This is a genomic window from Streptomyces sp. NPDC047042, from assembly GCF_040644035.1.
Classification (GTDB): Bacteria; Actinomycetota; Actinomycetes; order Streptomycetales; family Streptomycetaceae; genus Streptomyces.
Genome location: NZ_JBEYVP010000005.1, coordinates 307,262 through 325,429 on the forward strand (window position 1 = coordinate 307,262; position 18,168 = coordinate 325,429).

General features: G+C 70.8%; 15 protein-coding genes and 1 pseudogene. 6 read left to right on the forward strand and 10 right to left on the reverse strand.

All coding sequences use genetic code 11. The features are described from left to right. Positions 1 to 23: 23 nt before the first annotated feature. A complete protein-coding gene (locus ABZ855_RS07750) occupies positions 24 to 422 on the reverse strand; it encodes a 6-carboxytetrahydropterin synthase (protein ID WP_105971207.1) in 399 nt (132 codons plus the stop codon). 149 nt (positions 423 to 571) lie between these two features. Beyond that, entirely contained in the window at positions 572 to 1,555 is a 984-nt protein-coding gene (locus tag ABZ855_RS07755) for a dehydrogenase (RefSeq protein ID WP_360802570.1), read from the reverse strand. A gap of 106 nt (positions 1,556 to 1,661) precedes the next feature. On the opposite strand from ABZ855_RS07755, the gene ABZ855_RS07760 reads away from it, so the two are divergent. Further along, positions 1,662 to 2,462, forward strand: coding sequence for a CDP-alcohol phosphatidyltransferase family protein (locus ABZ855_RS07760; protein ID WP_360802573.1), 801 nt, complete (start codon positions 1,662 to 1,664; stop codon positions 2,460 to 2,462). A 140-nt stretch (positions 2,463 to 2,602) separates the two neighbouring features. Here ABZ855_RS07760 and ABZ855_RS07765 read toward each other — a convergent pair whose 3' ends face one another. The 5 genes from ABZ855_RS07765 to ABZ855_RS07785 form a co-directional block, all read right to left on the reverse strand. Beyond that, positions 2,603 to 3,514: a UTP--glucose-1-phosphate uridylyltransferase gene (locus tag ABZ855_RS07765; RefSeq protein ID WP_319201060.1), complete on the reverse strand. Its 912-nt coding sequence runs from the start codon at positions 3,512 to 3,514 to the stop codon at positions 2,603 to 2,605. Positions 3,515 to 3,742: 228 nt separating this feature from the next. Beyond that, positions 3,743 to 4,927 (reverse strand): MFS transporter, encoded by a 1,185-nt coding sequence (locus tag ABZ855_RS07770; protein WP_360802650.1) that lies wholly within the window; start codon positions 4,925 to 4,927, stop codon positions 3,743 to 3,745. Positions 4,928 to 4,968: 41 nt separating this feature from the next. Then, positions 4,969 to 6,729, reverse strand: coding sequence for an ABC transporter permease subunit (locus tag ABZ855_RS07775; RefSeq protein WP_360802576.1), 1,761 nt, complete (start codon positions 6,727 to 6,729; stop codon positions 4,969 to 4,971). Positions 6,730 to 6,732: 3 nt separating this feature from the next. Continuing rightward, a complete protein-coding gene (locus tag ABZ855_RS07780; protein WP_360802579.1) occupies positions 6,733 to 8,235 on the reverse strand; it encodes an ABC transporter substrate-binding protein in 1,503 nt (500 codons plus the stop codon). 119 nt (positions 8,236 to 8,354) lie between these two features. Beyond that, complete coding sequence (locus tag ABZ855_RS07785) at positions 8,355 to 8,891, reverse strand: GNAT family N-acetyltransferase (protein WP_360802582.1); 537 nt, start codon at positions 8,889 to 8,891, stop codon at positions 8,355 to 8,357. Between the two features lie 151 nt (positions 8,892 to 9,042). On the opposite strand from ABZ855_RS07785, the gene ABZ855_RS07790 reads away from it, so the two are divergent. The 5 genes from ABZ855_RS07790 (at position 9,043) to sthA (ending at position 14,856) form a co-directional block, all read left to right on the forward strand. Further along, on the forward strand, positions 9,043 to 9,993 hold the full coding sequence (locus ABZ855_RS07790; protein ID WP_360802585.1) for an ATP-binding protein: 951 nt from the start codon (positions 9,043 to 9,045) through the stop codon (positions 9,991 to 9,993). Positions 9,994 to 10,097: 104 nt separating this feature from the next. Further along, positions 10,098 to 10,490, forward strand: a complete 393-nt coding sequence (locus ABZ855_RS07795) for an SCO5389 family protein (RefSeq protein ID WP_360802588.1) — start codon at positions 10,098 to 10,100, stop codon at positions 10,488 to 10,490. Positions 10,491 to 10,612: 122 nt separating this feature from the next. Then, entirely contained in the window at positions 10,613 to 11,617 is a 1,005-nt protein-coding gene (locus ABZ855_RS07800; RefSeq protein WP_360802591.1) for an RNA polymerase sigma factor, read from the forward strand. A 352-nt stretch (positions 11,618 to 11,969) separates the two neighbouring features. Continuing rightward, entirely contained in the window at positions 11,970 to 13,337 is a 1,368-nt protein-coding gene (locus ABZ855_RS07805) for a DUF3533 domain-containing protein (RefSeq protein WP_360802594.1), read from the forward strand. A 115-nt stretch (positions 13,338 to 13,452) separates the two neighbouring features. Continuing rightward, positions 13,453 to 14,856 (forward strand): Si-specific NAD(P)(+) transhydrogenase, encoded by a 1,404-nt coding sequence (sthA, locus tag ABZ855_RS07810; RefSeq protein ID WP_360802597.1) that lies wholly within the window; start codon positions 13,453 to 13,455, stop codon positions 14,854 to 14,856. 229 nt (positions 14,857 to 15,085) lie between these two features. On the opposite strand, the gene ABZ855_RS07815 is transcribed toward sthA, so the two are convergent. The 3 genes and pseudogenes from ABZ855_RS07815 to ABZ855_RS07825 all read right to left on the reverse strand — a co-directional run. Continuing rightward, entirely contained in the window at positions 15,086 to 16,717 is a 1,632-nt protein-coding gene (locus ABZ855_RS07815) for an MFS transporter (RefSeq protein ID WP_360802600.1), read from the reverse strand. 83 nt (positions 16,718 to 16,800) lie between these two features. Continuing rightward, positions 16,801 to 17,805, reverse strand: a complete 1,005-nt coding sequence (locus tag ABZ855_RS07820) for an NAD(P)H-binding protein (protein WP_360802603.1) — start codon at positions 17,803 to 17,805, stop codon at positions 16,801 to 16,803. Between the two features lie 89 nt (positions 17,806 to 17,894). Beyond that, positions 17,895 to 18,168: pseudogene (locus tag ABZ855_RS07825) on the reverse strand (NAD(P)/FAD-dependent oxidoreductase); the annotation flags it as partial.

Sequence of the window (18,168 nt, forward strand, 5' to 3'; positions counted from 1 at the left end):
CGCGCGGTCGAGAGTCGTGTCGGTCACAGGGCACGCTCATAGCTCGCCCAGGCGACGTGCGACTCGTGCAGGGTGACGGTGAGGCCGGCCAGGCCTCGCGCGCCCTCACCGAGGGCGCCCTTCTCGATCCGGGCGGCGAGCCGGTCGGCGATGACCTTGGCCAGGAACTCCGTGGAGGTGTTGATCCCGGCGAAGTCGGGCTCGTTGTCGAGGTTGCGGTAGTTCAACTCGCTCACCACGGCACCGAGTTCCTGGGTGGCCAGGCCGATGTCGACAACGATGTTGTCCTCGTCCAGCTGTTCGCGACGAAACGTGGCGTCGACGAGGAACGTCGCTCCGTGCAGGCGCTGCGCGGGCCCGAAGACCTCTCCGCTGAAGCTGTGGGCGATCATGATGTGATCGCGGACGGTGATGCTGAACAACGGACGACCCTCCAGGTGCGGCGCGTCTTGCCCCCTGCTGATCGCTGCGGGGGCATGCCGAGTAGTACGTCTGCCCACGGCAGCTTGTTCAAAGGCTTGTTCAACTGGTTGTTTGACTGCCCCTTGAAACTGCTTTTCCAGCGACTCCGTCAGTCGGCGTCCGGATACCGGACGCGGTGACAGAGTGCGGGGATCTCCCCGGAGGCGAGTTTCGGCAGTACGTCCGGGAGTTCCTCGAAGGCGCACTCGCCGGTGATCAGGGCGTCGAGCGCCGGGTCGGCCAGCAGTTCCAGGGCGAGGGCGAGGCGGTCGGCGTAGGAGCGGCCGGGCCGCGCGGCCGGGGACACGGTCCCCACCTGGCTGCTGCGGACGGTGAGCCGCCGGGAGTGGAACGCCTCGCCCAGCGGCAGGCTGACGCGCCGGTCGCCGTACCAGCTCAGCTCGATCACCGTGCCCTCGGGAGCGAGGAGTTCGAGCGAGCGAGCGAGTCCAGCCTCGGTCGCGCTCGCGTGGACGACGAGGTCGCACTCTCCGAGGGCGTCGCCCGGCAGCGCGAAGTCGACGCCGAGCGCCTCGGCGGTCTTCGCCCGGCCGGGGTCGGCGTCCACCAACTGGACGCGCACGCCCGGGAAGCGGGCGATCAGGGCGGCCACCGAGCAGCCGATCATCCCGCCGCCGACCACCGCGATCCGGTCGCCGGCCAGCGGAGCGGCGTCCCACAGGGCGTTCACCGCGGTCTCCACGGTCCCGGCGAGCACGGCCCGTTCGGCGGGCACGGAGTCCGGCACGGGTGTCACCGAGGTCACCGGGACGACGTACCGCGTCTGGTGCGGGTAGAGGCAGAAGACGGTACGGCCGACCAGCGCGGCCGGGCCCTCCTCCACCACACCGACGTTGAGGTAGCCGTACTTGACCGGACCGGGGAAGTCGCCCTCCTGGAACGGCGCCCGCATGGCCGCGTACTGGCTGACCGGAACCCCGCCCCGGAAGACGAGTGTCTCCGTGCCGCGGCTCACCCCGGACCACAGGGTGCGGACCAGGACCTCGTCCTCGCCGGGCGCCGGCAGTTCAACGTCACGGATCTCTCCGTGGTCCGGCGAACCGAGCCAGAACGCACGAGCGGCGCGCTTCATCGGACTCCTCCTGAACACTTGGGAAGTTGTTCACGTACTGCGATGTGCACAGTCCGCGCACAGTACGCGGCATGATCCACTCTGTACATACGGCGGAGGACTCGCGGTGGCCCTGAACAACACGTACGAGGCGAGGCTCGTCCAGCAGGAAACGGCTCTGGGGGCCGGTCTGCAGGTCCTGTTGCTGGTGCTGCTGGGTTCGGTGATCGGCCTGGGCACGGCGGGCTGGCTGACCGGGCTGACGTTCGCGATCGCCACGTGGGCCGTCCTGTCCCGCGCGCTGCACCGGTCGGGGTCGAAGTCGTTCGGCCCGGCCAACCGGGTGACCCTGGGCCGGGCGACACTGGTCGGCGGGGTGACGGCCCTGGTCGCGGACTCGTTCGAGAGCTCCCCGCCGGTCACCCTGTTCGTCGGGCTGACGGCGGTGGCTCTGCTCCTCGACGGTGTGGACGGCAAGGTCGCCCGCCGCACCGGCACCTGCTCGAGCCTGGGCGCGCGGTTCGACATGGAGGTCGACGCGTTCCTGATCCTGGTGCTCAGCGTGTACGTGTCGATGTCGCTGGGTCCGTGGGTCCTGCTGATCGGCGGTATGCGCTACGCCTTCGTCGCCGCCGCCCGCGTCCTGCCCTGGCTGAACGCCCCGCTCCCGCCGAGCACCGCCCGCAAGACCGTGGCCGCCCTCCAGGGCATCCTGCTGCTGCTCGGCGCCTCCGGCTACCTGCCCCTCGCGGCGACGCAGGCCGTGATCGCGCTGGCGCTGGGGACGCTGGTCTGGTCGTTCGGCCGGGACATCCTGTGGCTGTACCGGACGTCCCGCCCGCGTACGGCGCCCCTCGCGTCGATCGCCTCGGTCGCCTCGGTCGAGGAGCAGCTGCGCGCGCTGGTGCCGGAGTCCGTGTCGCGCTGAGACACGGCACTGATCGCACCATCCCCCAGCGCGTCCGACGGCCGGCGAGCAGCGGCGACGCCCGCCGGTGATCGAGGACGAGCGCCTTCAGCGCGACCCGGGGGTCCGGGGGCGAAGCCCCCGGGCCGGGGACCGGGGAGTCACTCGCCTCCGCCGGTCGCCTCGTCCTCCAGCTCCTTCGCCAGGCGCCGCAGATGCGGCCCGTACTCGGGGTCGTTGAGCGCCGCCGCGAACTGGGCGGTGAGATAGGCGAGCGGGTTGCCGGTGTCGTACCAGCGCCCGTGGATCACCTGGCCGTAGACGGCCCGGCCGGCGGCGTAGGCGTTGATGGCGTCGGTGAGGTAGACCTCGCCGGTGCGATGGTCGTACCAGCGCTTGGTCTGGTCGCGGAGTTCGTCGATGATGCCGGGCGTGATGACGTAGCCGCCGATCGCCGCGTACCCGGAGGGCGCGTCCTGCGGGCGGGGCTTCTCGACCAGGCCGGTGATGCGGAGCAGACCGTCGTCGAGGTCCTCCTTGACGACCGGGACGCCGTAGCGCTGCGAGTCGCCCGGGTCCATCGGCATCAGCGCGAGGACCGGGGAGTTGGTCGCCTCGTACGCCTTGATCAGCTGCTGGGCGCGCGGGACCTCGGCCACGAACACGTCGTCGGGCCACAGCACGAGCATCGGCTCGTCGCCGAAGTTGCGGGCGGCGTTGAGGACCGGGGTGCCGTTGCCGTACGGGCCGTGCTGGTCGAGGTAGGTGATGTGGCCGAGCCGGGACAGCTCGCCGACCTCCTCGACAGCGTCCGCGTAGGCGTCCTTGCCGTCGGCGCGCAGTTGGTCGACGAGGCCGGGGTTGGGCCGGAAGTGGTCCTGGATCAGGCCCTTTCCGCCGGACACGACAATGGTGATGTCGGTGATGCCGGAGGCCACGAGCTCCCGGACGGTGTGTTCGATGACGGGTTTGTCACCGACGGGCAGCATCTCCTTCGGTGTCGCCTTGGTGAGCGGCAGCAGCCGGGACCCCAGTCCGGCTGCGGGAATGACTGCCCTGCGAATCGTGGCCATGGGCCCCCCTGTACGAAAGCGCGTACGCGTATCAGTGGTCGTGGTGTGTGTGCGTGTGCGTGTGCGTGTGCGTGATGGTGAGTGGTCGTGAGTGGTCGTGTTCGATCATGCTCAGCGGTGCCGGCCGATGCTCACCCGTGCCGGTCGGCGCGAGTGGTGTGACGCTACCAATTCGGCATGCCCCACCGCCTTGCCGCCCAGACCCCCGGGGTGCTCCCCGGCCACGGTTCAGGCCCGGCGCGGCAGTACGGCGATCGCCGCGAGGGGTACGGCGGCCAGCACCAGCCAGGGCACCGTCGCGGGCAGCCCGGAGTCGAGAAGAGTGCCGGTCAGCGCGCTGCCGACCAGAACGATCAGGCCGGAAACCGACGACAGGGCGCCGGTGTAGAGGCCGAGCCGGCCCTCTTCGGCCAGGTCGGGCACCCAGGCGCGGGCCACCGGCGCGACCAGCATCTGGCCGAAGGTGAGCAGGACGACGAAACCGGCGGCGGGCAGCAGCCCGGCGTAGCCGGTCCACCCCGCGGGCCTGGCCAGGGCTACGACAGCGAACCCGGCGGAGATCAGCAGCAGCCCGGCGACCATCGAGCGGCGCAGGGCGAGCCGGTCGCCGACCCGGCGGGTGACCGGCAGTTGGGCGGTCACGACAAGCAGCGAGGACAGGGCGAACAGCCAGGCCAGCGCGGTCTGCGAGCCGGTCGCGCGCTCCACCTCGTCGGGGAGGGCCAGGTACAGCTGGTTGTACGCGAGCAGATAGGCGCCGTACGCGGAGCAGAGTGCCAGAAATCGACGGTTGCGCAGCAGTATGCGCACGCCCCCCTTCGCGCGGACGCGCTCCCGGCCGGGTATGTGCTGCGGGAGCAGCCAGGCGTGCCCGGCGAGGACGAGGACGAAGATTCCGGCGCCCGCGAGGCACACCAGCTGGAAGTCGACGGACAGCAGCAGTCCGCCCAGCAGCGGCCCGACGAAGGCGCCGGCCTGTCCGGCGACGGTGAACAGCGCGAGGACCCGGGTGCGGGTGCCGTTGCCCTGCTCCTCCCAGACCACCGCCTGCCGGGCCACCTCGGACTCGACGGCGGGCGAGAACAGCGCGGCGGCGAAGCCGATGAGGAGGACGGCGCCGATGACGGTCGCCGTGGAGGCGGCGTGGCCGAGCCAGGCGAAGCCGGCGATCCGCAGGGCGCAGCCCGCGAGCACCACCGGCCGGATGCCGTAGCGGTCGGCGAGGGCGCCGCCCACCACGAACAGTCCCTGCTGGCTGAAGGTGCGCAGCCCGAGCACGAACCCGACGAGCCACCCGGCCATGCCGATGCCCTGTCCCAGATGTTCGGAGAGGAAGGGCAGCACGGCGAAGAAGCCGATGTTGAAGGCGAGTTGGGTGAGGATCAGCAGCCGCAGCAACGGCGACAGCCGCATCCGGCTCGACGCGATGTTCTCGACGGCGCCTGCGGGGGTGGTCACTGGAAGGCCAACTCCCCTGTTGCCGGGTGCGGTCGAGTCGTCCGCGCCCCCTGCCTCCGTTGCCGGCGGACGGAAACGCCCGTGGCGGTGACCGCCAGGGCTCCCAGGAGGGCGAGGACGGCGGCGGGGGCGAGGACCGCCCAGGGGGCGCGTTCGGCGTACGGCTGGTTCTCGGCGAGGAGCAACCCCCATTCCGGGGACGGCGGTTGAGCCCCGAGGCCGAGGAAGCCGAGGGCGGCCAGGGCGAGGGCGACCCCGGGCAGCCGCAGCAGGGCGTGCCGGGTGACCGGGGGCAGCGCGGCGGGCAGGAGTTCACGGCGCAGGACGTACCAGCGGTCGGCGCCCAGGCCCCGGGTGGCGGCGACATGGAGCGTGGCCCGTTCCTGGCGCAGCAGGGCGGCGGTGTGCGCGGCCAGCGGCGCCCAGGCGACGGCGGTCACGGCGAGCGCGGGGGTGGCCCCGCCGCTGCCCACGACGGCCGTGACCAGCAGCGCGGCCAGTACCGGAGGGATCGCGTTGACGGTGTCGACCAGCGGTCCCGACACACGTGGCACCAGCCCGAGCACCAGCCCGATCAGCAGGGCGGCGGCGCTGATCGCCGAGGCGAGCAGCAGTGTGTCGAGGGCGCCGTGTCCGACGCGGGCGAGCACGTCACGGCCGAGGGCGTCGGTGCCGAACGGGTGCGCCCAGGAAGGGGGTTGCAGCCGCGCCCGGGTGTCCAGCGCGAGCGGGTCACGCGGCAGCCCGAGGGCGACGACACCGAGCAGCACACCGGCGTACAGCAGGGGCGGGGTGCGTCGGGCGGGCGGCGCGGGACGGTGCAGGGAGGAGAGACCGCCGTCGCGCAGGGCGGGGCCGATGAGCAGCCGGGCCGTCAACCGGGTCACGCCGGCCGCGACCGCCGCGAGCAGGACCAGCGCGAGGGTGCTGGCCTGGAGGACGGGCAGGTCCTGGGCGACGGCGGCCTGGAGCGCGGTGCGGCCGAGGCCGGGGATGTCGAAGATCTGCTCGACGGCGACCGAGCCGCCGGTCAGCCCGACGACGAACAGTCCGGCGTTCGGGAGCAGGGCGGGCAGACAGCGCCGGACGGCCTGGGTGGCGATGCGCCGGGCGGGGATGCCGCGTGCGGCGGCGGCCAGCGCCCAGGGCTCGGCGAAGGCGCCGGGCAGCAGGTCGTCGAGGAGCCGCCCGAGCAGCGCCCCGGCGGGGAGACCGAGGGCGAGGCCGGGCAGGATCGTCCACTGGATCCCGTACCAGCCGAGGGCGGGCAGCCAGCCGAGCTGGACGCCGACGACGGTGGCCAGGACGGACGCGGTGAGGAACTCGGGCAGCGCGGCGACCATCGCCGACCCGCTGCCGCCGCGCCGGCGCCCGCCGCTCCACAACGTTCTGGCGCACACCAGCGCGGCGACGAGGAACGCGATGGTGAGCGCCACGGCCATCAGCAGCAGTGAGGCGCCGAGCGCCTGCAGGACGCCGGGCATGACCTCCGTCCCGGATATCCAGGACCGCCCGGCGTCACCGCGCGGCAGCCCGCCGAGCCAGTTCCCGAGCAGCCTCAACGGCCCTGCTTCCAGGCCGAGTTGCTCGCGGATGGCGGCCAGCACGGCCGGGGTGGCCTCGCGTTCGGCGGACCGGGCCTTGAGTACGGTGAGCGCCGGGTCGGTGCGGGTCAGCCAGGGCAGCAGACCGATCCCGCACACGAGCAGCGCGGCGAGCAGGGCACGCCACAGGAGCGTGCCCACACGTCCCCGCACAGTTCAGCGCCGTGTTCCGGTGCCGACCAGCGTGCGCTCGTACGGATCGAGGAGCACGCCCTGTACGTCGGCGTCGACGCCGGTGATGATCCGCTGGTGGACCAGCGGGACGACGGCGTCGGCGCCGAGGATCAGGGCCTCCGCGGCCATCGCCGCGTCCTGTCGCTCGGCGGTGTCCTCGATGCCCTCGGCCTTGGCGACGGCGGTGTCCACCTTCTTGTCGCAGAGCAGGGAGAGGTTGTTGCCGCCGTCGCAGGTGTAGTCACTGGCGAGGACGGAGACAGGGTCTCCGGTGTCGAGCATGGTGTTGCGGGCGGCTACGACGGCATCGAATTTGCCGGCCAGTGCGTCACTTTCGAGGCGCGAGTACTCCCGCACCTCCAGTGTCACCTTGAACCCGGCCTTCTCCAGCTGCTGCTTCAACACCTGGGCGGCTTCCGGGAGTTCGGGCCGGTTGTCGTACGTGGCGAGGGTGACGGAAGTGCCGTCGGGCGCCGTCTCGCTCGCGCGCCCGACCGGCTGGACCCGCTTGCCCTCGGCCCAGGTGAGCGCCGGGCCGTAGATGCCCTTCCCGGCGTCGGCGTGGCCTTCGTAGACACCGTCGGCGAGTGCGGAGGTGTCCACGGCGGCGCGGGCGGCGGCCCGCAGCTTCGCATCCTTGAAGGCGCCGGTCCTGGTGTTGAGGTGCAGGAAGGTGGTGCGGGCCGTGGCGGTCTCGCGACGGGTCGCCTTGTCGAGGGAGGCGGCCTGGGCGACGGGGATCGCCTCGGCGATGTCGACCTCGCCGGTGCGCAGGGCGTTGGCGCGGGCGGTGCCGTCGGCGATGAACCGGGCGTCGATACCGGCGGCCTGGGCGCGTCCGCCCCAGTAGTCGTCGAAGCGGTCGAGGGTGGCCGCGGTGGAGCCGGTGGTCTTCGTCAGCTCGAAGGGGCCGGTGGCGGTGCCGACCGGGTCGACGGCGCCCTTCTTGGCGAAGGCCTTGGGTGCGAGCACGGCGAGGCCGGGGCTGGACATCCGCAGCGGAAGTACGGGGTCGGGCTCGGCGGTGGTGACGGATATTCGTCCGTCGTCGGCGGCCTTCGCGGTGAGGGTGACGCCGCTCAGCGCGGCGGGTTCGGGCTCGGCCCGGGTGGCACGGGTGAGGGCGGCGGCGACGGTGTCGGCGGTGACGTCGGTGCCGTCCTGGAAGCTGGCCTCGCGCAGGGTGAACAGCCAGGTGCGGTCGTCCTTGCGGGTCCAGGACTCGGCGAGCGCGGGGGCGGCGGAGCCGTTGGCGTCCAGCGCGGTGAGGCCCTCGGTGACGCCGAGCCGGCTGAGGAGGGTGGCGTCGGCACCGTACGGCGAGAGGTTCTCGGTGGGCGGGAAGGCCAGCGCGACCCGCAGCCGGGAGCCGGACCCCTTGTCCGACGACGAGCCGGTGTCGTCACCGCCGGAGGCGAAGCAGCCGGTGAGCAGCGGGGCGAGCAGCAGTCCGACGAGCGGTCGGCGACGGCGGGGGGTGCGCATGGTCCTCAGTTCCGTAGATGAGCGGGGCAGGGCGGGGCGGGGCGGCAGGGCCGCACGGCAAGACGGGAGACTATCTGATAATCATTTCCAATAGCCAGCCCGCACCGGCCGGCGGACGCTCACGGCAGCAGCGGAACCTCGAAGTGCACCACGGCCTGCCCACCGCTCGCGCCCTCGCGCTCGTCGTGCACGACCTTGCCCAGCGACCGCCAGAAACCCTCGGCGCCGGCCACCGTCGGGTCCGTGTGCAGATACACCGCGCGATAGCCGCCGTCGGCCTTCGCGAAGGCCAGCAGTTCGGCCACGAGCCGCCGGGCCAGACCGCGCCTGCGGTGCTCCTGACGAACGTACACCCGCCGCAACTGCGCGGTGGCGCCCGAGGGATAGCGCTCGGCGACCTGGCGCGGGTTGGGCGGATGGAGGGGGCCGCGCGAGTCGAGGGCGGCGGTGGCCACGACGCTCGCGTCGCTCTCATCGACCGCGACCAGGAGGGTGTGACGGGCGGGCGCGAGATAGGCGGTCGCCGGGTCGACGATGTCGCCGTGCCAGCGAGGCACATAGCCCGTTCCGAAATCGCGGTAGACGGTGTCGAGCATGACGGCGCGCGCGCCATCGAGATCGTCGGGCGTCGCGGTTCTTATGCAGTAGTCACGCACCTGCACATCATATGCATTTAGCTCGCCGCCCCGTTGGGTGCGAGGTGATTTGACAGAGCCTCAGGTGCCGCATAAATACTTGCCACATGACATTCATTTTCAAAATTATTGGCACGGCGCCAGTTGCCCAGGAACGCGGAGCGGCCCGGTAATGCGCGTCGCGTTCGTCGGTAAGGGGGGCAGCGGCAAGACCACGCTGTCCGCACTGTTCTCCCGCCATCTCGCACGCTCCGGCGCGCCCGTGCTCGCCATCGACGGCGACATCAACCAGCACCTGGCCGAGGCGCTCGACCCGGTCGACGGCGAGTCCTTCGCCGCACCGCCGCTCAGCGCCCATCTGGGCGACATCAAGGACTTTCTGCGGGGCACCAACCCGCGCATTGAGTCGCGCGAGGCCATGGTCAAGACGACTCCGGCCGGCCGGGGCTCACGGCTGCTGCGCCTGCTCGGCGACGACGAGATCCACGATCGGCACGTCGAACAGGTGGGCGGCGTCCCGCTGATGGCGACCGGCGCCTTCGAGGAGAGCGACCTCGGGGTGGCCTGCTACCACTCCAAGCTGGGCGCGGTGGAGCTGTACCTCAACCATCTCGTCGACGGCCCCGGCGAGTACGTCGTCGTCGACATGACCGCGGGCGCGGACGCGTTCGCCTCCGGGCTGTTCACCCGGTTCGACATGACGTTCCTGGTCGCCGAGCCGACCCGCAAGGGCGTCTCCGTCTACCGCCAATACCGCGACCACGCCCGCGAGTTCGGGATTCCGCTCGCGGTGATCGGCAACAAGGTCACCGGCGAGGACGACCTGCTCTTCCTCAAGGAGGAGACCGGCGACGACCTGCTCACCCACCTCGTCCAGTCCAGTTGGGTACGCGCCGCCGAACAGGGCCGGGACCAGGGCGAGTTGGAGCCGCAGAACCTGCACGCCCTGAATCTGCTCCGGGACGCGGTCGACGCCCGCCCCAAGGACTGGACCACCTTCCAGCGGCACGCCGTCGAGTTCCATCTGCGCAACGCCACAGCGTGGGCGGACAGGGCGACGGGGCTGAACCTCGCCGAACAGGTGGACCCGGAATTCGCGCACGGGCCCTCCGCCCTCAGCTGATCACCCTCAGCCGATCCCCCCATGCGCGAGAACGCAAGAAAAACGTAAGAAACGTAATAAACGCAAGAAAAACGCACGACACCGAAAGAACAGGAACCACCTTCATGTCGCTCGACGTCTCCCCCCAGCTCCTCGCCGAAGCCGAGCAGGGTGACATCCGTGAGGACGACTTCGTCGAAACCGTCCGCACCTCGCTCCCCTACGCCTACAACCTGATCTCCGACCTCGCCTCCGAACTCCAGGGCGGCACCGCCGAGTTCGCCGACAACCAGACCCCGCCGCCCTCCGAGAAGGAGCGCGGCCAGCTGCTGCGGGCGCTGGCCAGCGACGCGATCAGGGGGAGCCTCGAGCGGCACTTCGGTATCGCGCTCGCCTTCCAGAACTGTCACCGGGTCGCGGCCTTCCACCCCGGCGCGCGGAGCGGCGCGACCTACGCCCGCTTCACCTCGCTGCGCTCGCAGGTCCTCAACCAGTCGCCGGAGTTCCGCGACTGCTGACGCGGCCGCCGTCGCGAAGGCGGCCGGGCGATTGCCCAGGGCACCACGGAACACGTGGCGGTCGAGGTTCGTTCTCCTACGGGGACGTTCCCGCGTGCACTCCTGGAGAGGAAGTGAGCACGATGGCCACCGACACGGAGGTGCCCGACGTGTTCGACCCGGCCACCGAGGACGAGAGCGACGCTCCCCTCCCCCGGCTCACCACCGGGGGCGGCTCGGTCGACCAGGTCAGGGACTACCTCCGGCTCATCGCGCGCGTACGGCTCCTCAGCGCGGAGCAGGAGGTCGACCTCGCCAAACGGATCGAGGCCGGGCTGTACGCGGAGCACAAGCTGCTGGAGGACCCGCCCGCGGACGCCGGGCTCCGGCGGGAACTGCAGCTCCTCGCCGAGGACGCGGAGCGCTCCAGAGCCCACCTCATCGAGGCGAACCTCCGCCTGGTGGTGTCCGTCGCCAAGCGTTACACGGGCCGCGGGCTGCTGTTCCTGGACCTGGTCCAGGAGGGCAACACGGGCCTGATCAGGGCGGTCGAGAAGTTCGACTACACCAAGGGCTTCAAGTTCTCGACGTACGCGACCTGGTGGATCCGCCAGGCGATCTCGCGCGCGCTGGCCGACCAGGGCCGGACCATCCGTATCCCGGTGCATCTGGTCGAGGTCATCAACCGGGTGGCCCGCACCCGCCGCGAGCTGATCCAGGATCTCGGTGTGGAACCCTCGCCGCAGGAACTGGCGGAGAGGGCGGGCGTTCCCGTGGAGCGGCTGCCGGAACTCGCCGCCTACACCAGAGAACCCGTCTCGCTGCACACCACCCTCGGCGAGGACGGGGACGGCGAGTTCGGCGACCTGATCGAGGACCGCGACAGCCTCACCCCGATGGACATGGTCACCTTCCTGCTGCTGCAGGAGACCATCCAGTCCATCCTCGCGGAGATGACCCCGCGGGAGGCCGGGATCATCTCCCTGCGCTACGGCCTGTCCGGCGGCGGGACCAGAACCCTGGAGGAGATCGGCCAGGTGTACGGCGTGACCCGCGAACGCATCCGCCAGATCGAGGCGAAGACGATGTCGAAGCTGCGCCACGCGTCCCGCACCCGGGTGCTGCGGGACTATCTCGACGCGATGTGACGCGGCGGGCGCTCACCTTCCTCGTCCCTTCCCGGTAACGGGCTTACGGAGCAGGCGAGTTGAGTACGAGGAGTACTGAACGCCGGGCACGTGTCCGCCGAGCACCTTCTCGGGCTGCTCGGGGCCGACTTGAGCGACGGTCGGCGTCGGGCCTCCGGGGCGGGGACCTGCCGTGCGGGGTGTTCACCCGGGGGACGTAGTCTCCGGCTCGGCGAGTCGTTGACACGGCTGTGCCGCCGTAGACACGATCCTGGCCCGGCAGGCGCCGACGCCCCGGATCCGCGCCCGTACCTCGCCGATACGACGACCGTCTCCCGCACGGTCCGGACCGCTCAAGAGCCACCGGAGAACCATGGCAACCGAGGACAACAAGTCCGAACCCCCGTCATCCCCGTCCCCTGCCCCCGCCTCCTCCCCGTCTGCCGACCCCACCCCTTCTTCCTCTCCCTCGCCGTCCCCGGCCTCCGGCGTCCACGCGCGTGCCACCGCCCTCCTGGGGCGGCCCAAGTTGTGGCTGTTGCCCACCGTCCTGACCGGGCTGCTCGCGCTGCTGCTGTCGCTGCTCTACATGGGCGGCATCGTGAGCCCCAACCGCGACCTGCACGAGCTGCCCATCGGCATCGTCAACGCGGACCGGGGCGCGGCGCTGCCCGGACAGAAGGAGAACCTGGGTGCGCAGATCACCCAGGCCGTCGTCACCGACACCTCCAACGGCGACAAGGCCGACTGGCGTCGACTCAGCCTCGCCCAGGCGCAGGACGAGCTGGACTCGGGCAAGCTCTATGGCGCGCTGGTCGTTCCCGACGGCTTCACCGCCTCGGTCGCCGCGCTGAGCGGCGCCGACGCCACCGCCCGTCCGGCGCTGACCGTGCTGACGAACCCCGGCAAGGGCAGCCTCGGTTCCTCCCTCGCCAGCCAGATCACCACGCAGGCCGCGCACCAGGCCTCGCAGACCATCGGCAAGCAGCTGACGGCGAACGCGAAGGGGGCGAACGCCACGACGAAGCTGCTGCTGGCCGACCCGGTCACGGTCACCCCGCAGGTCGGCCACCCCATCGGCACCCACAGCGGTCTCGGCCTCAGCACCTTCTACTACACGCTGCTGCTCGTGCTGGCCGGCTTCCTCGGCGGCAACGTCATCAACAACGGCGTGGACACCTCCCTCGGATACGCGGACAACGAGATCGGCCCCTGGCACACACGCAGGCGAACGGTCCCCATCACCCGGACCCAGACGCTGCTGCTGAAGATGGGGATGACCGCCGGGATCACGCTGCTGAGCGTCTCCCTGATCATGGTCGCCACCGTCGGCATCCTCGGCATGGACGCCGATCACCTGCCCCTGCTCTGGCTGTACTCGTACTGCGCCACCCTCGCGGTCGGCCTCGGCGTCCAGGCCATCAACGCGGCCTTCGGCGGGATCGGGCAGCTCGTGTCGATGTTCGTGTTCATCGTGCTGGGCCTGCCCTCGTCCGGTGCCACGGTCCCGCTCCAGGCGGTGCCGGACTTCTACCGCTTCCTGTCCGTGTTCGAGCCCATGCGCCAGCTCGGCGACGGGGTCCGCGCCATCCTCTACTTCGACGCCCGGGGGGACGCGGGGCTCACCCGCGCCTGGATCATGATCGCCGTGGGCGCCGCGCTCGCCCTGCTCTTCGGCTTCGCGATGGCCCGCTACTACGACCGCAAGGGTCTGGAGCGGCTCACTCCGCACGAGGCCTGAGCCGGGGGAAGACGCGAGGTGAGCGGGGAACTGGGCAGCGAAGTGCCGGTGTTGAGGTCACGTGTTGCCCGCTCACCCTTCCGGGCTGCGGCACCGGGCTGACAGACTCGGCAGGGTGCCCGACTTCGACATGCTTGTCATAGGATCCGGCCCGGGCGGCCAGAAGGCTGCCATCGCGGCGGCCAAGCTCGGCCGCCGGGTCGCCGTCATCGACCGCCCCGACATGGTCGGCGGGGTCTCCATCCACACCGGCACCATCCCCTCCAAGACGCTGCGCGAGGCGGTGCTCTACCTCACCGGCCTCACGCAGCGCGATCTGTACGGCCAGAGCTACCGCCTCAAGGAGGACATCACCGTCGCCGACCTGACCGCGCGCACCGAGCACGTGGTCAGCCGGGAGGTCGACGTCATCCGCAGCCAACTCTCCCGCAACCACGTCTCCCTGTACGCCGGCACCGGCCGCTTCGTCGACGACCACACCGTGGCTGTCGACGAAGTCAACGGCAACGAAAGGCTGTTGAGCGCCGAGCACATCGTCATCGCCACCGGGACCCGGCCGGCCCGCCCGGACACCGTCGAGTTCGACGAACGCACGATCATGGACTCCGACAACGTGCTCAACCTGGAACGGGTGCCGCGTTCCATGGTCATCGTGGGTGCTGGTGTCATAGGTATGGAATACGCCAGTATGTTCGCCGCGCTGGGCAGCAAGATCACGGTGGTCGAGAAGCGCGCCGGGATGCTCGACATGTGCGACGTCGAGGTGATTGAGTCGCTCAAGTACCACCTGCGGGACCTGGCCGTCACGTTCCGCTTCGGGGAGACGGTCGCGGCGGTGGAACGTCATTCCCGGGGCACCCTCACCGTCCTGGAGAGCGGCAAGAAGATCCCCGCGGACGCCGTGATGTACTCGGCGGGCCGCCAGGGCCTCACCGACGAACTCGCCCTGGACAAGGCCGGGTTGTCCGCCGACCGGCGCGGCCGGATCACGGTCGACGAGCACTACCGTACCGAGGTGCCGCACATCTACGCCGTCGGCGACGTCATCGGCTTCCCGGCCCTCGCCGCGACGTCGATGGAACAGGGCCGGGCAGCGGCGTACCACGCCTTCGGCGAACCGGTCGACCCGATGCACAACCTCCAGCCCATCGGCATCTACACCATCCCCGAGATCAGCTTCATCGGCCGGACCGAGGACCAACTCACCGAGGAGAGCATCCCGTTCGAGGTGGGCGTCTCCCGTTACCGTGAACTGGCCCGGGGCCAGATCATCGGCGACTCCCACGGCATGCTGAAGCTGCTGGTCTGCCCGGAGACCCGCAAACTCCTCGGCGTCCACTGCTTCGGCACGGGAGCGACCGAGCTGATCCACATCGGCCAGTCCGTGATGGGCTGCGGCGGCACGGTCGACTACCTGGTCAACGCGGTCTTCAACTACCCGACGCTCGCGGAGTCCTACAAGGTGGCGGCGCTGGACGCGACGAACAAGCTGCGCCAGATCGACCAGCTGCGGGACTGAGTCACGCCGAACGGCTGGGCCCCTCCGAAGGGCTCAGCCGTGCGCGGCGTACCGCACACGAACGAGGTCCAGCCGTCGCGGCGACCGGCACCGCACGCGTCTCGGTCAACGACGCACGCGGTGGCTGCCCCGGAGGTGAGCCCCGGGGCAGCCCGGAGGCCGACGACGGTGAGGTGGGCGATCCGGCGGATGCGGTCCCCGGCGATCCGCCGGTCGCCCCGTCGCCGATCTAGCGGGTGGCTCCGGTGTGCTCCCGCACGGTCGCCGCCTGGCTCGCCGTCGTCTGGGCATCCGGCTCGGCGTTCTGCTTCGCGAAGCCGCGCCGGCCCGGCAGGATCAGCAGGACGAGCGCCGTTCCGGCGGCCATGATGATGGCGCCGATGAGGCTGGTCTGGGCGACTCCGTGGGCGAAGGCCTGGTGGACGGCGTCCACGGCGGCCTGGGCCTGCTGGGGCCCGGCGGAGGGATCCTGCGCGACCCGCTGCGCGACGGCCAGGCCGGCGCCGACCGAGTCCTGGGCGATGTCCATCGCCTCGGCCGGGAGCCGGTTGCCGACCAGGTCGGTCAGCTCGTCCCGGTAGGCGGTGCCCAGCAGCGAGCCCAGCACCGCGATGCCCAGCGCCCCGCCCAGCTCGAGTGCGGTGTCGTTGACACCGCCGCCGACGCCCAGCTCGGACTCGGGGAAGGAACCCATGATCGTGTCGGTCGCCGGGGAGATGGCCAGTCCGAGCGCGAGGCCCAGCATCATCAGCGGCACCAGGAAGTCCCCGTACGTCGAGCTCTTGTCGATCTGGGTGAGCAGGAACATGCCCGCCGTGCCGACGGCCAGGCCGGTCACAACCATCACCTTCACGCCCAGCTTCGGGGTGAGCAGCCCGGTCAGCGCGGACCCGAGGAACACCGCACCGCCCAGCGGCAGCAGCCGCAGGCCCGTGTCCAGGGCGCCGTAGCCGAGGACGAACTGCAGGAACTGCGTCGAGTAGTAGAGCACGGCGAACATACCGAAGAAGAAGAACATCACCGCGAGCATCGAGCCGCTGAAGGGCCGCAGCGCGAACCTGCGGACGTCCAGCATCGGGTGCGGGTGGCGCAGCTCCCAGGCGACGAAGGCGGCCAGACCCACGCCGGCGACCACGGCGGCGGTGACGGGGCCGACGCCCCAGCCGGAGTGCGGGCCCTCGATGGCGGCGTAGATCAGGGAGCCGACGGAGACGATCGACAGCAGACCGCCGACGTAGTCGATCCGGTCCATGCCCTCCGCCTTGGACGGCGGCACCAGGGCGAGAGCGCCGAACACGGCGAGCACGGCGAGCGGCACGTTGATGAGGAAGGTCGAGCCCCAGGCGTGGTCCTCGAGCAGCCAGCCGGAGACCAGCGGGCCGACGGCCACCGCCACCCCGGAGGTCGCGGCCCAGGCGGTGATCGCCTTGGCCCGCTCGGTCCGGGGGAAGGTCGCGACCACCAGGGACAGCGTGGCCGGCATCACGACCGCGGCACCGATACCCATGATCGCGCGGGCCACGATGACCAGCGAGGTCTCGTCGACCATGCTGCCCATCACCGAACCGGCGGCGAAGATCAGCAGACCGGTGACCAGCGCGCCGCGCCGGCTGTACTTGTCGCCGATCGCGCCCAGCACCAGCATCAGGGCCGCGTACGGAACGGTGTAGCTGTCGACGACCCACTGCAGATCACTGCTGCTCAGGCCCAGGTCGGAGGTCATGTCGGGGGCGGCCACGATCAGTGACGTGTTCGCCATCACCGTGATCAGCAGGCTCAGACACAGCACGAGCAGCGCCCACCAGCGCCGCGCGTACGGCCCGGGCATTTTCTCCACGGGGGTAGTCGCAAAGAAAGACATCAAAAGCTCCTGAGGGGGACGGGGCAAACGAGCGGAATCAGTTGGTCGGCCATCGCGTGGCGTCGTGGTTTGCTCCGGAGCGCTCACTGGTTCGGGGCAGCCGCCAGTTCGCGCAGGCGAGTGTTGTTCTGCAGCGCCCACCGCATGGTCCGCGGCGGGCGCCCGAGCAGGGTTTCCAGTTGGTCGGAGAGGACGTCGTAGCGCCCGCCGGCGATCAGCCTGGCCTGGATCTTCAGGTGCGCCGCCACGTGTTGGGCCACAGCCGGATCGCCCAGGGCCTTCTGCAGGTTCTCGTCCATGAAGGCCTCGTTCCAGGCCTCCACTTCCTCAGGGATGTAGGTGACCTGGCGTCCCAGCGCGGCCGCGTAGTCCTCCGCGAACCCGTACATGTCCTTCAGCTCCGGGCCGGTGAGCGCGTAGGACTTCGAGATGTGCGGTGCGGGATCGAGCAGCAGCTTGACGCACACCTCTGCCAGGTCGTGAACGGCGATGGGCGCGATCCGCTGGTTGCCGTAGGGCAAACGCAGTTCACCGTTGCTCAGCGGGCCCACCTGCATCCAGGTCAGGTGGGGGGACTCGGCGAACATGGTCGCACGCACGTTGACGGTCGGGAGGCCGGACCAGTCCAGCACCCGCTCGCTGACCCAGTGCGCCCGCTGCTGCGGTGACCAGTCCGTGACCAGTCCGCCGAGCCAGGAACGCCGCTCCTCGTCCGGTGCGGTCATCTTCTCGAGCGTCATGTACGACTGCTCGTAGTTGGACATGTTCACGAAGGCCTCGATGTCGCCCTGGGCTCGCGCCGCCGCGGCCATCACGGTGATGGCGTCGGCGTAGTACGGCTGCGCGCTCATGCTGAAGTAGACGCGCCGGACACCCTTCAGCGCGGAGGCCACGTCCGCGAGGTTGAGCAGGTCGCCGACGAAGACCTCGGCCCCGGCCTCGCGCAGCGACTGCGCGCGTTCGTCGTCCCGTCGCACGAACGCGCGTACCGGGTGGCCCTGTTCGAGCAGCATGTCGATCATCACCCTGCTCACGCCACCGACTTGGCCGCCGGCACCGGTGATCAGAATGGGATTGCGCTCGGACATGGTTTTTCCTCCATCTGGTGGGGGTGGGTCGGCCGTTGAGGATGCCGAGGATCACTGAAGGTGAGGCGAGTGGGTGACGGGCCGAGTTCTCAGCTCTGGAGGGCGGCGTCGGTGTCCGCGATGGCCAGGCTGCTGTTGATGTTGGCGGCGGCCAGTGCGCCGGCCGCCGCGGAGGCCCCGACCTGGGCGACCGGATCGGTGACGTTGCCGGCCACCCACACACCCGGCACCTCGGTGACGCCGGCGATGCCGGAGGTGTAACCGCGGCCCACCGGCAGGCCCAGACCTTCCAGGCCCTGGGTGCGGGCCTCCATCCGCGGGCCGACGGCCAGGACGCGGCGGGCCACGATCTGGCCGTCGGCC